16 protein-coding genes and 1 pseudogene are annotated in these 13885 nt (G+C 71.0%); all 17 read right to left on the bottom strand.

Annotated elements, in window-relative coordinates:
• Nucleotides 1–640 (bottom strand): annotated as a pseudogene (locus FV229_RS19880) (hypothetical protein); the annotation flags it as partial.
• Between the two features lie 124 nt (nucleotides 641–764).
• Entirely contained in the window at nucleotides 765–1262 is a 498-nt protein-coding gene (rlmH, locus tag FV229_RS19885) for a 23S rRNA (pseudouridine(1915)-N(3))-methyltransferase RlmH (RefSeq protein WP_147753619.1), read from the bottom strand.
• A gap of 11 nt (nucleotides 1263–1273) precedes the next feature.
• Complete coding sequence (rsfS, locus tag FV229_RS19890) at nucleotides 1274–1594, bottom strand: ribosome silencing factor (protein WP_306422424.1); 321 nt, start codon at nucleotides 1592–1594, stop codon at nucleotides 1274–1276.
• 158 nt (nucleotides 1595–1752) lie between these two features.
• Complete coding sequence (locus FV229_RS19895; protein WP_281406733.1) at nucleotides 1753–2376, bottom strand: nicotinate-nucleotide adenylyltransferase; 624 nt, start codon at nucleotides 2374–2376, stop codon at nucleotides 1753–1755.
• Nucleotides 2377–2421: 45 nt separating this feature from the next.
• On the bottom strand, nucleotides 2422–3720 hold the full coding sequence (locus FV229_RS19900) for a glutamate-5-semialdehyde dehydrogenase (RefSeq protein ID WP_147753620.1): 1299 nt from the start codon (nucleotides 3718–3720) through the stop codon (nucleotides 2422–2424).
• A gap of 147 nt (nucleotides 3721–3867) precedes the next feature.
• Nucleotides 3868–4983, bottom strand: a complete 1116-nt coding sequence (proB, locus tag FV229_RS19905; protein WP_147753621.1) for a glutamate 5-kinase — start codon at nucleotides 4981–4983, stop codon at nucleotides 3868–3870.
• Complete coding sequence (locus tag FV229_RS19910) at nucleotides 4980–5384, bottom strand: type II toxin-antitoxin system VapC family toxin (protein ID WP_147753622.1); 405 nt, start codon at nucleotides 5382–5384, stop codon at nucleotides 4980–4982. Before FV229_RS19910 ends, proB begins: the two co-directional genes overlap by 4 nt.
• 9 nt (nucleotides 5385–5393) lie before the next feature.
• Nucleotides 5394–5702, bottom strand: coding sequence for a type II toxin-antitoxin system VapB family antitoxin (locus tag FV229_RS19915; RefSeq protein ID WP_187275213.1), 309 nt, complete (start codon nucleotides 5700–5702; stop codon nucleotides 5394–5396).
• Between the two features lie 61 nt (nucleotides 5703–5763).
• Nucleotides 5764–6792: a GTPase ObgE gene (gene obgE, locus FV229_RS19920; protein WP_147753624.1), complete on the bottom strand. Its 1029-nt coding sequence runs from the start codon at nucleotides 6790–6792 to the stop codon at nucleotides 5764–5766.
• Between the two features lie 144 nt (nucleotides 6793–6936).
• Nucleotides 6937–7536, bottom strand: coding sequence for a GNAT family N-acetyltransferase (locus FV229_RS19925; protein WP_147753625.1), 600 nt, complete (start codon nucleotides 7534–7536; stop codon nucleotides 6937–6939).
• Between the two features lie 197 nt (nucleotides 7537–7733).
• Entirely contained in the window at nucleotides 7734–8000 is a 267-nt protein-coding gene (rpmA, locus tag FV229_RS19930) for a 50S ribosomal protein L27 (RefSeq protein ID WP_147726605.1), read from the bottom strand.
• A gap of 63 nt (nucleotides 8001–8063) precedes the next feature.
• Nucleotides 8064–8390 carry a 50S ribosomal protein L21 gene (gene rplU / locus FV229_RS19935; RefSeq protein WP_147753626.1) on the bottom strand — a complete coding sequence of 109 codons (327 nt, stop codon included), beginning with the start codon at nucleotides 8388–8390 and terminating at the stop codon, nucleotides 8064–8066.
• A 205-nt stretch (nucleotides 8391–8595) separates the two neighbouring features.
• Nucleotides 8596–9558: a type II secretion system F family protein gene (locus FV229_RS19940; RefSeq protein ID WP_147753627.1), complete on the bottom strand. Its 963-nt coding sequence runs from the start codon at nucleotides 9556–9558 to the stop codon at nucleotides 8596–8598.
• 60 nt (nucleotides 9559–9618) lie between these two features.
• Nucleotides 9619–10518 (bottom strand): type II secretion system F family protein, encoded by a 900-nt coding sequence (locus FV229_RS19945; protein WP_147753632.1) that lies wholly within the window; start codon nucleotides 10516–10518, stop codon nucleotides 9619–9621.
• Between the two features lie 71 nt (nucleotides 10519–10589).
• Nucleotides 10590–12026 carry a CpaF family protein gene (locus FV229_RS19950; protein WP_147753628.1) on the bottom strand — a complete coding sequence of 479 codons (1437 nt, stop codon included), beginning with the start codon at nucleotides 12024–12026 and terminating at the stop codon, nucleotides 10590–10592.
• A gap of 120 nt (nucleotides 12027–12146) precedes the next feature.
• A complete protein-coding gene (locus FV229_RS19955) occupies nucleotides 12147–13391 on the bottom strand; it encodes an AAA family ATPase (RefSeq protein ID WP_147753629.1) in 1245 nt (414 codons plus the stop codon).
• Nucleotides 13392–13474: 83 nt separating this feature from the next.
• Nucleotides 13475–13885 (bottom strand): CpaD family pilus assembly protein (locus FV229_RS19960; RefSeq protein WP_187275214.1); only part of this gene is annotated, 411 nt, incomplete at its 5' end.

Here is a 13885-nt window from a genome sequence, read left to right on the forward strand (position 1 = left end):
GCCCGGCCTCGGCCTCCGCCTGCCGCGCCTTGCGCGCGGCGACGAGGGCGGCGAGGCGCTGCTGCTCGCGCGCCCAGCCGGCGAGGTCGTTCCGCAGGCCCTGCCGGTCCGCGGCGATCAGCCCGCGCAGGCGCACGAGCTCGGCGAGGTCGGCGGCCAGCGTGTCCACCTCGCCCCGCATCTCGGGCACGATCGCCCCGAGCAGCATCGAGGTGCGGATCACCGCCAGCACATCCTCGGGGTTGACCAGCACCGCCGGCGGCGGGCGACGGCCCATGCGCTGGAGCGCCGCCAGGATCTCGGCGATCACACCACGGCGGGCGTCGAGGGAGCGGCGGATGGCCGTCTCGCTGCCCGAGAGCGTCTTCAGACGCTCCTCCAGGCGGCTCATGCGGTCCTCGGTGGCCTGCGACTGCCGGCCCGCATCGAGCAAGGCCGCGTCGAGCTTGGCCCGGTCGCCGCCGATGCTCGCGATCTCCGCCTCGAACTGCGCCTTGGCGCCCACGCTGGCGGAGAGGGCGTCCTGGACCCGCTTGAGGTTGTCGGCGCGGCGGTCGCGCTCGTCGATGGCGCGCTGGATGCGCTCGGCCTCGGTGACCGGTGCGGCAGCATCCTGCGCCCGAAGGCGGCTCGCGGGCATGGCGGCGAGGCCGGCGGCAAGTGCGGCGGCGAGAGCGCCCGTGGTGACCAGCCTCATGGCGTGCGTTTGCCGGCTCCGTGCATCACCGCCCCTGTCGTCCAGCATTGCGGCACACGCGAGGCGTTCACCCGTCGGGATCACCGCGATGATACGGGTGCCCCGCCAGGATCGTGAGGGCGCGGTAGAGCTGTTCGAGGGCCAGGACGCGCACGATGCCGTGAGGCAGGGTCGCGGCGCCGAAGGAGAGGGTGAGGTCGGCCCGCGCCCGGACCGCGCCGTCGAGTCCGTCCGCGCCGCCGATGGCGACCACGAGGGCGGGCCGCCCGGCATCGCGCCAGTTGCGGATGCGCTCGGCCACGCGCTCGCTCGGCAGGTCGGCGCGCCCGCGCTCGTCGTAGGCCACGAGGACGCCGCCGGCGGGCACCTGAGCCAACAGAGCGGTCGCCTCCTCGGCGCAGCGGTCGGGCGCGCGCCGCGCGCGGCTCTCGACCATCTCGGCGATGTCGCAGGCGGTGAAGCCGAGGCCGCGCCCGAGCTGCGCCGCGCGTTCGCGGTAGCGCGCGGTCAGGTCGCGCTCGGGCCCGGTCTTGAGGCGCCCGATCGCGGCGACGAGGAGGCGCAAGGCGTCGTCGTTCAGTCGGCGGAAAGGCCCGAGGGGCGGTCGGCCCCCCACATCTTTTCGAGATTGTAGAAGCCGCGCACCTCAGGCCGGAAGATGTGGACCAGGATGTCGCCGGCATCGATCAGCACCCAGTCGCAGGCGGGCATGCCCTCGACGCGGGCGGTGCCGAAGGACTTGGCCTTCATCTCCTGCGTGATGTGGTCGGCGATCGAGCCGACATGGCGCTGCGACCGTCCGGACGCGATGATCATCGTGTCGGCGATCGAGGTCTTGCCGGCGAGATCGATGGCGATCGTCTCCTCGGCCTTCATCTCGTCGAGACACCCGAGCACGAGCGTCCTCAGGTCTTCGACCCTGGCCAGGGCAGCGGTCTCGGAACCCTGGGTTCCCGTGTGGAGCGACTCGGACAGCGTCCTGATTCCTCGGATAGCGGCAGCGGCGGCGCGCGCGTGCGTAGAACCGCGGACTTTGGCCGGTTCCGGCCGGTAATTCAAGGTTCTCCGCCGCCGCGGCGCGCATCGCGGATCTGCGTCGAGGAGAGATGCGAGCGCGGGCCGTGAAGGAAGACCCAGGCCGGGGGGGGCATATCCGGCAGGGCGGAGGCATCCGACTCGGGGATCCGGGCGGCGGAGAACCGCCGCGCGGCCCGCGCGCTCGGGGCGCTGAGCGTATGGCCGGGCCGGTCGATCACAGCCACCGGCATCAGCCGCATGATCTCGGCGGAGCCCTTCCAACGGTGGAAGCTCGCCAGCGAGTCGGCCCCCATGATCCAGACGAAGCGGACGCCCGGCCGCCGCCGCGCCAGCCAGCGCAGGGTGTCGCGGGTGAAGCGGGCACCGATCGCCGCCTCGAAGCCGGTCACCGCGATCCGCGGGTCGCCGCGTGCGACGGCGGCAGCCTGCGCGCAGCGCTCGGCCAGCGGCGCGATCGGCCGCCCGCGCTTCAGAGGGTTGCCGGGGGTGACGAGCCACCACAGCCGATCGAGGCGAAGGCGCCGCAGGGCCATGGTGCCGACATGCAGGTGGCCGGCATGGGCCGGGTTGAACGAGCCGCCGTAGAGGCCGATCCGCATCCCCGGCGCGGACGGCGGCAACGCGCCCTCACGCGGGGCCAAGGATCGGGATCGCTATCGCTCCGGAACGCGCGGGCGCGAAACGGCTCACGGGCGCGTCTGGCCGCTGCCGTGGACTCGGTACTTGAAGGTGGTGAGCTGCTCCACGCCGACCGGGCCGCGGGCGTGCATGCGGCCGGTGGCGATGCCGATCTCGGCACCGAACCCGAACTCGCCGCCGTCGGCGAACTGGGTCGAGGCGTTGTGCACGACGATCGCCGAATCGACCTCGGCCAGGAAGCGCACGGCCTCGTCCCCATCCTCGGTGACGATCGCGTCGGTGTGGTGCGAGCCGTAGGTCTCGATGTGCTCGATCGCCGCCTCGAGCCCGTCGACCACCCGGACCGAGATGATCGCGTCGAGGTATTCGGTGCGCCAGTCGGCTTCGGTCGCCGCGGTGACGCGGCCGTCGACCGCCTGCACGGCGGCGTCGCCGCGCACCGCGCAGCCGGCCTCCAGCAAGGCGGCGACGAGGAGGGCGAGGTGGGTGCCGGCGCAGGCGCGGTCGACCAGCAGGGTCTCGGTGGCGCCGCAGACGCCGGTGCGGCGCATCTTGCTGTTGAGCAGGATGGTCCGCGCCATGTCGAGGTCGGCCGCGGCCGCCACGTAGACGTGGCAGATGCCGTCGAGGTGGGCGAAGACCGGAACCCGCGCCTCGGCGTGGACCCGCTCGACCAGGCCGCGCCCACCACGGGGCACGATCACGTCGATGCAGCCGGCGAGGCCGGCGAGCATGTCGCCGACCGCGGCGCGGTCCTTCGTCGGCACGATCTGGATCGCGTCCGCGGGCAGGCCGGTGGCTTCGAGCCCGGCGCGCATCGACTCGGCGATGGCCATGGCGCTGCGGTGGCTGTCCGAGCCGGCCCGCAGGATCGCGGCGTTGCCGGCCTTGAGGCAGAGCGCCCCTGCGTCGGCGGTGACGTTGGGGCGGCTCTCGAAGATCACGCCGACGACGCCGAGCGGCACGGCGATGCGCTCGATCAGCAGCCCGTTCGGACGCTCGAAGGCGGCGACCTGGCGCCCGACGGGGTCGGCCAGCGCGCCGATCTTCTCGACCGCGTCGGCGATCGCGGCGAGGCGCCCCGCGTCGAGGGTGAGGCGGTCGATCAGCGCCTGGCTCTGCCCGGCCGCCTTCGCGGCGGCGACGTCGCGGGCGTTCTCGCCCAGGATGACGACGCGGTCGGCGCGCAGGCGCTCGGCGATGGCCCGCAGGGCCACGTCCTTGGTCTCGGCCGAGGCCAGCGCGAGCTTGCGGCCGGCGGCGCGGGCGCGCCGGCCGATCCCGTTCATGGTCTCGGCGAGGTCGTCGGCCGACGCGAAGTCGGATCGCATGTTCAGGACTGGCACCGGTACAACCCCAGTTCGGCAGCCCGAAGCGAGCCGCCTACGAAGCTGCGGATTATCTGCATCCTCGGGGACGACGAAACAAGCGCTGGCGCGAAGATCGGAACGTTTCGAAACGGTCACCCGATCTCGGACGACGCAGGAGCGAGCCTAGAACATCGCCAGGTCGTCGCGATGCACCATCCACGCGCGTCCCGGATAGGTGAGGAGGTCGGCGATCTGCGCGCTCGGGCGGCCGAGGATCAGCGCCGCCTCCGTGCTGTCGTAGCCGACGAGGCCGCGGCCCAGCACCCGGCCGGCACGGTCGCGGATGAGCACCGCGTCGCCCCGGCCGAAGCTTCCCTCGACGCCGCAGACGCCCACCGGCAGCAGGCTCGCCCCGCCTTCGAGCGCCCGCGCCGCGCCGTCGTCGATCACCAGGGTGCCGCGCGGCTCGAGCGACCCGGCGATCCAGGTCTTCCGCGCCGCGGTGGGGGTGGAGCCGGACAAGAACCAGGTGCAGCGGCCGCCCGCGACCACGCTGCGCAGCGGGTTCTTCTCGCGGCCGTCGGCGATGATCATGTGGGTCCCGCCCGACACCGCGATCTTGGCGGCCTCGACCTTGGTCCGCATGCCGCCGCGCGACAGCTCCGAGGCGGGCCCGCCGGCCATCGCCTCGATCTCGGGGGTGATCCGCTCGACCACGGCCAGGTGGCGCGCGTCCGGGTCGGCGCTCGGAGGCGCGGTGTAGAGCCCGTCGATGTCGGAGAACAGCACCAGCACGTCGGCGCCGATCATCGTGGCGACGCGGGCCGCGAGCCGGTCGTTGTCGCCGTAGCGGATCTCGGAGGTCGCCACGGTGTCGTTCTCGTTGACGACAGGAACCGCCCGCATCTCCAAGAGCTTGAGCACGGTCGCCCGGGCGTTGAGATAGCGGCGGCGCTCCTCGGTGTCCTGGGGCGTCACCAGGATCTGCCCGGCGACGATGCCGTGGTACCCGAGCGCCTCGGCCCAGTGCCGCGCCAGGGCGATCTGCCCGACCGAGGCCGCGCCCTGGCTCTCCTCCAGGCGCAGGGCGCCGGGAGCGAAGCCGAGCACGGTACGCCCGAGCGCGATGCTGCCCGAGGACACCACCAGCACGTCGACGCCGCGGGCATGCAGGTCGGCGATGTCCTCGACGAGCGCCGCGAGCCACGCATGCCGCAGCCGCCCGCGGGCGCGGTCCACCAGCAGGGCCGAGCCGACCTTGATGACGACGCGGCGGAATTGATCGAGGGAGGGGGTCATGACGCCGGGACGAATGCGGGGATGAGGTCGGTGTGGACGAAGTCGTCGCCGTTGAACAGGAGCGGCACCGCATACGTCCTGGCGACGGCGTAGGTGAAGCAGTCGCGGAAATTCAGCTGGGCCGGATGGCCGCGGCCCTTCCCGGAACGTAGGAAAGCGTCGGCGCCGGCCTCGAACATCGCCGCATCGAAGGCCACGATGTTGATCAAGCTGTCGTCGAGAAAACGATCGACCGCTCTGCGCGCCTGGCCGGGCAGTTTCTGCTCCAGAACCATGCACGTCTCGATGAGCGTCGGCGTTCCGACGATGACATGCTCGCCGAGGATCAAGCGGAGGAAAGCATCCGCTTCCGGTTCCCGTATCAGGATGGCCACGATCGCCGACGTATCAATCGCGATCAACGGCGCGCCTCAGATCGGAAGGCCGTGATCATCGTACAGATCGCGATGGTCCGAGGTCGCCCCCGGCACCTTGTGATCTGCGATCTCACGGACGAAGCCCCGTAACGATTCGTACCGGCGGCGGCGCTTCGGCGTCAGATCTTCCAAGGTTGGAACGCGCGGAGGCTGAGGCGACAGGCCTTCGGCCGGCAGGGTTTCGCGAAGCGACGCGCGAAGCGCGGAGACCACCGCGTCTTCGACCGACGTGCCTGTGCGCTCGGCCAACTCCTTGGCATGTCCGAGCGCCTCGTCTCGCTCCACGATCAGAGCTTCGATCACCGTCCGCTCCACGAGGACACCGTCCAGCGGGAGACCATAGTCGAGGTCGGGCCGACCGTCATCACGGCTGCCAGGCCGGCTCGGGGACGCGCTCCGCCTCGGCGGCCGCGTCCATCTCGCCCTGGAGCGCGCGCAGGGCCTCCGGCACGCCCTGGCCCGAGGCCGAGGACAGGACCAGCGGCTTGCGCTTGGCGGCGCGCTTCAGGCGGGCGACCTGCTCCTTGAGGGTGTCCGCGTCGATCGCGTCGGCTTTGGAAAGCGCCACGATCTCCGGCTTGCCGGCGAGGTCCTCGCCGTAGGCCTCGAGCTCGCGCCGGATCGTCTTGTAGGCCTTGCCGGCATGCTCGCAGGTCGCGTCGACGAGGTGCAGCAGCACGCGGCAGCGCTCGACGTGGGCCAGGAACTTGTCGCCGAGCCCGACGCCCTCGTGGGCGCCCTCGATCAGGCCGGGGATGTCGGCGAGCACGAACTCGCGGGCGTCCGAGCGCACCACGCCGAGGCCCGGATGCAGGGTGGTGAAGGGGTAGTCCGCGATCTTCGGCTTGGCCGAGGTCACGGTGGCGAGGAAGGTGGACTTGCCGGCGTTCGGCAGCCCGACGAGCCCGGCGTCGGCGATGAGCTTGAGCCGCAGCCAGATCCACTGCTCGTGGCCTTCGAGGCCCGGGTTGGCGTGCTTCGGGGCGCGGTTGGTCGAGGTGGTGAAGTAGGCGTTGCCGAAGCCGCCGTTGCCGCCCTTGGCGAGCCGGACCCGCTGGCCGACCTCGGTCATGTCGGCGATCAGGTGCTCGCCGTCGACCGCCAGGATCTGGGTGCCGGCCGGCACCTTCAGCACCACGTCGGCGCCGTTGGCGCCGTGGCGGTTCGAGCCCATGCCGTGCTCGCCCTTCCGCGCCTTGAAGTGCTGCTGGTAGCGGTAGTCGATCAGCGTGTTCAGGCCCTCGACGCACTCGACCCAGACGTCGCCGCCGCGCCCGCCGTCGCCGCCGTTGGGGCCGCCGAACTCGATGAACTTCTCGCGCCGGAACGCGACGCACCCCGCGCCTCCGTCGCCGGAACGGACATAGACCTTGGCTTCGTCGAGGAATTTCACGGTGTCGCTCGTCTCTTGATCGAGGCGGGTGGCGGCCCGCTTCGTCCGTTCACGCCGCTCCGGTGCGGCCCTGTCCGTCCGCGGCCGGGGTCGCACGCCGTGCGAACCCCGCCTCGAACCCTATCGTGTCGCACCGAGATGCCGTCAGGCGGCCCGGTCGCAGGCGACCCGGTCGGCCCGGGCCGACCACGCGGCGCGGTCGAGCCGGAAGCGGTCGGAGGTCATCTCGCAGCCGCGGACCGGGAAATACTCCGTCGCCGTGCCCGTGCGGACGAACCCGACCTTCTCCAGCACCCGGCGCGAAGCCGGGTTCTCGACGCGCGCCTCGGCGGTCAGCGCCGTGCCGCCGGCATAGGCGAAGTAGGCGTGCGCCATGGCCACCGAGGCCTCGGTGGCGAGCCCGCGGCCCCAATGGGGCCGGCCGAGCCAGTAGCCGAGGCGCGCGCCGTCCACCGCGGCATCGGACCGAATTCCGACGAAGCCGACGAGGCCGGCCGGATCGGAGCGGAGCGAGACCGCCATCGCGAGCCCGTCGCCGAGGGCGTTGCAGCGCCGCGCCTCGATCACGAAGGCCTCGGTCTCCGCGCGGTCGATCGGGTGGCGGATCCGCGCCGTCATCTCGGCCACCGCCCGCTCGCCCGCGAGCCGCACGATCGCATCCACGTCCTTGGCGCGCGGCCAGCGCAGCCACAGGCTGCGGGTCTCGATGCGGAAGACGTCGTCGCGGGTCAGATCGGGGAACATCGTTCGGGCTCCTCCGCCGCGATCCTCCGTAGCGGAGAACCGTTGCGCTGAGACGACGAAAGGGAGGATGGCGCCCCATCCTCCCCCGCGTGTTCCGTTCGACTCCGGGCCTCGTGGCCAGGATGCGAGAAACAGGTCCGCCGGTTCGGTGTGGGACACCGGCGGGGCCTGCTTCGCCTGTACGAGGTGCCCGCCGTCTACTCTGCCGCCTGCGCCAGCGGCACCACCGCCACGAAGGCGCGGCCGCGCTTGGTCTGGAACTCCACGCGGCCCTCGGTCAGGGCGAACAGGGTGTGATCCTTGCCCATGCCGACGTTGGTGCCGGGGTGCCACTTGGTGCCGCGCTGGCGCACGATGATGTTGCCCGGGATGACGGCCTCCGAGCCGAACTTCTTCACGCCGAGGCGCTGGCCGGCCGAATCGCGGCCGTTGCGGGACGAGCCGCCTGCTTTCTTGTGTGCCATGGTTCAGTCTTTCGAATGACGTGGGATCGGGACGTGCGGATCGCGTGGGGGCCTCGGCGGCCCTTACGCGCTCTTCGAACCGGCAGTGAGGCCGGTGATGCGCACGACCGTGTGGTGCTGGCGGTGGCCGCGCTTGCGCCGCGAGTTCTGACGGCGGCGCTTCTTGAAGGCGATGACCTTCTTGTCGCGGCCGTGGGAGACGATCTCGCCGGTGACGCTGAAGCCCGACAGGAGCGGCGCGCCGACCTGGGTCGCGTCGCCGTCGGCGAACAGGAGGACCTCGCCGAAGGTCACGGCGGAGCCTTCGTCGCCTTCGAGGCTGGCGATGGTGATGGTGTCGTTCTCGGCAACGCGATACTGCTTGCCGCCCGTCTTGATGACTGCGAACATCGTCTCTCTCGTGGTTCGAACGGCCTCCGGGACGCGCCCTGGACCGACTTCTTATGCGTTCGTCGCGATCTGCCCGGGGGCTGCCGCAACGCGAAACGCACGGCCTTCTGCGAGGAAGCCGCGCGTTGTGCCCGGTGGATAGGGGATCGGCACCTGCCGTGTCAAGGATTCGCCGGCGTTTCCCGCGTCGGGCGGACGCTCCGCCTCAGCGGATCGCCTGGATGATCGCCGGGGTGATGATCACCACGAACAGCACCGGCAGGAAGAACAGGATCATCGGCACGGTGAGCTTCGGCGGCAGCGAGGCGGCCTTCTTCTCGGCGTCGGTCATGCGCTGGTCGCGGCTCTCCTGCGCCAGGATGCGGAGCGCCTGGCCGACCGGGGTGCCGTAGCGCTCCGCCTGGATCAGGGCCGTGACGACCGCCTTCACCGGCTCGAGGCCGACGCGCATCGCGAGGTTCTCGTAGGCCTGCCGGCGGTCCGGCAGGAAGGACATCTCGGCCGTCATCAGGGCCAGTTCCTCGGCCAGCACCACCGATGTGGCGGCGATCTCGGTGCTGACCTTCCGGAAGGCGTGCTCGATCGCCATGCCCGATTCGACGCAGATCAGCGTCAGGTCGAGGGCGTCGGGCCAGGCCCGCTTGATCTCGGCCTTGCGCTTGTTCGACGTGTTGACGAGGTACAATTCCGGAGCCTTGATGCCCCCGTAAGCGCAGGCGATGACGATGCCGATGCGCATCAGGTAGGGCTGGTCGAGGGCTTCCAGCACGAACAGGTAGAAGATCGATCCCAGGGTCGCCGCGACCGGCATGACGAGGCGGAAGAACAGGAACGTCGTCTCGGATTGCTGGCCGCGATAGCCGGCCATCAAGAGCTTGCGCTTGGCCGTGTCGGTGCCGAGCCAGCGGCGCAGGTCGAACCGCTCGACGATCTGCTTCATGTAGGCCTTGGGCTCGATCCGCAGCGTCGCCTTGGTGTTGAGCCGCTCGCGCTCCCGCTGGCGGATGACCTCGCGCTCGTCGCTGACGAGCTTCATCCGCTTGCCGAGGTTGTCGCTCTCGAGGAAGGGCTGCGCCACGGCGAAGGCGGTGGCCGCCGCCGCGATCGCGGTCAGCGCGATGGCCACGTTGCGCGGGTCGAAGACCTTCTGGGCGATGAGGTCGATCATGGCGACGGGGCTTCCCGAAAGGGCGTCCGAAGGGGGGCGGCGAGCGGAGCCCGCGGGCGTTCAGAAGTCGAACGCGATCATCTTCTTGATGGTCAGGATGCCGAGGCCCATCCAGATCGCCGAGCCCAGCAGGGCGAGCTTGCCGATGTCGGTGGTCCAGAGCAGCGAGATGTAGTCGGGGCTTGTCAGCGACGTGATGCCGGCGACGACAAAGGGCAGCGCGGCGATGATGCCGGCCGAGGACTTGGCCTCCATGCTCATCGCCTGGATCTTGCCGGCCATTTTCCGGCGCTCGCGCAGCACCCGCGACAGGTTGGAAAGCGCCTCGGAGAGGTTGCCGCCCGACTGCTGCTGGATGTTGATCACGACCGAGAAGAAGTTCACCTCCTGCACCGGCACCCGCTCGTAGAGCCGCGAGACCGCCTCGCCGAGGGACAGGCCCAGCGTCTGGGTCTCGATGATCACCCGGAACTCCGAGCGCACCGGCTCCTCGGCCTCGCGGGAGACCATGCGGAAGCAATCGCCCACCGGGATGCCGGTGCGGATGCCGCGCACCACCACGTCGACGGCGTTGGGCAGTTCCCTCAGGAACTTCGCGATGCGGCGCTTGCGCAGGTGGCGCAGCAGGAACGCCGGCACGCCGAGGCCGCCGACGAAGGCCCCGCCCAGGCCGGCGACCGGGTTCGCGCTCACCACGAGCACCAGCAGCCCGACCAACACCGCGAGCCCGGCGGACATCATCCAGTAGGTCCGCTGCGACCACGCCAGGCCGGCCCGCGCGATCTTCAGCTCGAGGGTCACCTTCGCGGCGCCCTTGGCCTTGGCCTCGATCTCGCCCAGCGTCTTGGCGACCTGCTCGCGCCGGTTCACGCTCACGCCGCGGATCGCGCTGCCGGTCGCCGACGCGCTGATGGTCCGGAGCCGCTGGGCCGCGCGCCGCTCGCCCATCATCAGCGGCATCAGGAAGACGTAGCCGAGCGCCAGCGCGGTCACGAAGACGAGCCCGACGGCGAGTTGCAGGTTCCCGCCGTTCACGGGGCGCCTCCCGCCGCCGCGGCGGCATCGAGCGCCTCGCCGAGCTGGCGCTCCAGGCCGTAGTAGCGGGCGCGCTCCCAGAACTTCGGCCGGCCGACGCCGGTGGAGCGATGGCGCCCAATCAGCTTGCCGTTGGCGTCCTCGCCGAGGATGTCGAACAGGAAGATGTCCTGCGTGGTGATGACGTCGCCCTCCATCCCGAGCACTTCGGTGATGTGGGTGATGCGGCGCGAGCCGTCGCGCAGGCGGGTGGCCTGCACCACGACGTCGATCGAGCCGCAGATCATCTCGCGCAGCGTCTTCGAGGGCAGGGTGAAGCCGCCCATCGAGATCATCGACTCGATGCGCGACAGGCACTCGCGCGGCGAGTTGGCGTGGAGCGTTCCCATCGAGCCGTCGTGGCCGGTGTTCATCGCCTGGAGAAGGTCGAAGGCCTCGGGTCCGCGCACCTCGCCGACGATGATCCGTTCGGGCCGCATGCGCAGGCAGTTCTTGACGAGGTCGCGCATGGTGACCTGGCCCTGGCCCTCCATGTTGGGCGGGCGCGTCTCCAGGCGCACCACGTGCGGTTGCTGCAGCTGCAATTCGGCCGCGTCCTCGCAGGTGATGATCCGCTCGTCGTTCTCGATGAAGGCGGTGATGCAGTTGAGCAGGGTCGTCTTGCCCGAGCCGGTGCCGCCGGAGATGACGATATTGCAGCGCGAGCGGCCGATGATCTTCAGGATCTCGGCCCCCTCCGGCGAGATGGCGCCGAAGCGCACGAGCTGGTCGAGGGTGAGCTTGTCCTTCTTGAACTTTCGGATCGTGAGGGCCGGGCCGTCGATGGCCAGCGGCGGTGCGATGACGTTAACGCGCGAGCCGTCCGGCAGGCGCGCGTCGCAGATCGGCGAGGCGTCGTCGACCCGACGCCCGACCTGGCTGACGATGCGCTGGCAGATGTTCATCAGCTGCTGGTTGTCGCGGAAGCGCACGTTGGTGAGCTGGATCTTGCCGCTCACTTCGATGAAGGCGCGGTTGGCGCCGTTGATCATGATGTCGGCGATGTCGTCGCGGGCGAGCAGCGGCTCGAGCGGGCCGTAGCCGAGCACGTCGTTGCAGATGTCGTCGAGCAGTTCCTCCTGCTCGGCGATCGACAGCACGATGTTCTTGAGGCCGATGATCTCCGAGACGATGTCACGGATCTCCTCGCGCGCCGACTCGGGCTCCAGGCGCGAGAGCTGGGCGAGGTCGATCGCCTCGATCAGCGCGCCGAAGATCATGCTCTTGGTGCGGTAGTAGTCTTCAGAGCGCGGGTTGTCCTGCGCGGCGACCGGCGCCGACGCATCCATGCGCTTGGCGGCCACGTTCTCCTGCACCAGCACGGGTGCGGTCGCGCGCGCGACGACCGGCGGCGCGGTCGGCGCCGCCGTGGCGCCCTGCCTCCTACCGAACATGGAACGGATCCTCGGATGGCATGGCGGCGCGCGGGCGCGCGGGTGCGCGACCGCGCAGTAGTGCGGGCGGTGCGAAGGTTGGATCGTCCGCCGGGACGGCAGGCCGCGTAAGCGCCGGCATCAGGACGCCTTCCGCCGCGCGAGCTTCGCCAGGAGCGGTTCGAGCAGGTTCGGCCGGGCGCGCTTGGCTTCGGGCCGGCCGAGCAGCGCCGCCGCGAGGTCGGCGAAGATCTCGGCGGGCTTCGAGCCGGCCTGCACCTCGGCGATCATCTGGCCGTTGTTGGCGGCCGTCCCGAACAGGGCCGGCTCGAACGGGATGCTGGCGGCCAGCGGCGCCTCCAGCGCCTTGGCGAACTCGGCGGCCCCGATCTCGGGGCGCTTGGGCACCCCGACGCCGTTCAGGATGACACGGGGCCGGGCGTCGTTGGGCCGGCCCTGCTGCAGCGCGCCGAGCAGGTTCTTGGCGTTGCGTAGGGAGGCGAGGTCGGGGCCGGCGACGATCAGGATCTCGTCGGCCGCGGTCAGCACCCGCTTCGACCAGGCGCACCACTGGTGCGGCAAGTCGAGGACGATGCAGGGCACGGCCGCGCGCAGGTGGTCGATCAGCGCATCGAAGGCCGGCTCGGACAGGTCGATCGTCCGGTCGAGGCTCGCCGGCGCCGAGAGCAGGCTGAGCTGGTCGCTGCACTTCGAGAGCAGGCGCTCGACCAGGTTCGAATCGAGGCGCTCGGGGGCGAACACCGCCTCGGCGATGCCCTGGGGCGGGTCCTGGTTGAAGTTCAGCGAGGCGGTGCCGAAGGCGATGTCGAGGTCGGCGATCACCGTCTGCGCGCCCTGGCCGCGGGCGATCGACCAGGCGAGGTTGTGGGCGACCGTCGAGGCGCCGATGCCGCCCTTGACGCCGTAGACCGCGATGGTCCGCCCGACCGGCTTCACCCCGGGGGCTGCGAACAGGTCCGAGAGCGAGGCGATCAGCGCCAGCGGCTCGACCGGCGCCATCAGGTAGTCGCTGACGCCGCGCTGAATGAACTGGCGGTACAGCGCCACGTCGTTGACGTGGCCGACGACGATCACCCGGGTGCCGGCGTCGCAGACCTCGGCGAGGGCGTCGAGGCATTCCATCGGCCGGGATTTCGGCCCTTGCGTCTCGATGATGATGACGTTGGGCGTCGGCGCGTGGCGGTAGGCTTCCACCGCCGCCGCACCGCCGCCCATCTGGACCTTCAGGAGGGCCTTCTGCATGCGTCGGTCGGTCCCGGCGCCCTCGATCATCGCGGCGGTCTCCGCGGTCTCGCAGAACGCCTGGATCGTGATCCGGGGCACCGGGGCGATCATCCGCTCAGATGTCTCGGGGTGGTCCGCCATGACGAGGCCTTCGGGTTCGTGGGAGCGCGGGAACGGTGTGTCGGGGTAGGGGGCGGCGCCGGGTGGCGGCGTCGCCCGCCGGGTCACTCGGCCACGGAGGACTTGACGCTGGTCTTGCCATCCTGCCGCCAGGCGGTTGACGGATCCTTGCCTTCGCGGAGCTGGCCGATGTCCTTGACCCGGCGGATCGTGTCGATGCGGCCCTCGGGGCGCCCGCGCACCAGGTCGACCGGGTCGGCGACCTGCGCGGCGATCGTTGCCTGGGTCGAGCAGCCGAGGTTCCACGACGGCTGGTTGCGGAAGTTCGCGACCGGGCTGCTCTCGCCGAGATCCTGGGGCCAGAGCCCGCACTTGTCGGCGACGTGCGCCTCCATGCGGTGGAAGCTGAGGCGGATCGGGCTGGCGAGGCCGGGATCGGCCACCGGGTAGCCGGAGAGCACGATCTCGCGGGGGGGGACGCCGCCCTCGGCGCCGAGCCGGCGGATGGCGGCGGC

The sequence above is a fragment of the Methylobacterium sp. WL120 genome (assembly GCF_008039465.1).
Classification (GTDB): Bacteria; Pseudomonadota; Alphaproteobacteria; order Rhizobiales; family Beijerinckiaceae; genus Methylobacterium; species Methylobacterium cerastii.

Coding starts and splice junctions, on each gene's coding strand:
- FV229_RS19950 (WP_147753628.1), bottom strand. CDS start 12,026: ATGTTCGGTAGGAGGCAGGGCGCCACGGCGGCGCCGACCGCGCCGCCG.
- FV229_RS19940 (WP_147753627.1), bottom strand. CDS start 9,558: ATGATCGACCTCATCGCCCAGAAGGTCTTCGACCCGCGCAACGTGGCC.
- proB (WP_147753621.1), bottom strand. CDS start 4,983: ATGACCCCCTCCCTCGATCAATTCCGCCGCGTCGTCATCAAGGTCGGC.
- rpmA (WP_147726605.1), bottom strand. CDS start 8,000: ATGGCACACAAGAAAGCAGGCGGCTCGTCCCGCAACGGCCGCGATTCG.
- FV229_RS19955 (WP_147753629.1), bottom strand. CDS start 13,391: ATGGCGGACCACCCCGAGACATCTGAGCGGATGATCGCCCCGGTGCCC.
- FV229_RS19925 (WP_147753625.1), bottom strand. CDS start 7,536: ATGTTCCCCGATCTGACCCGCGACGACGTCTTCCGCATCGAGACCCGC.
- rplU (WP_147753626.1), bottom strand. CDS start 8,390: ATGTTCGCAGTCATCAAGACGGGCGGCAAGCAGTATCGCGTTGCCGAG.
- FV229_RS19945 (WP_147753632.1), bottom strand. CDS start 10,518: ATGCCGCTGATGATGGGCGAGCGGCGCGCGGCCCAGCGGCTCCGGACC.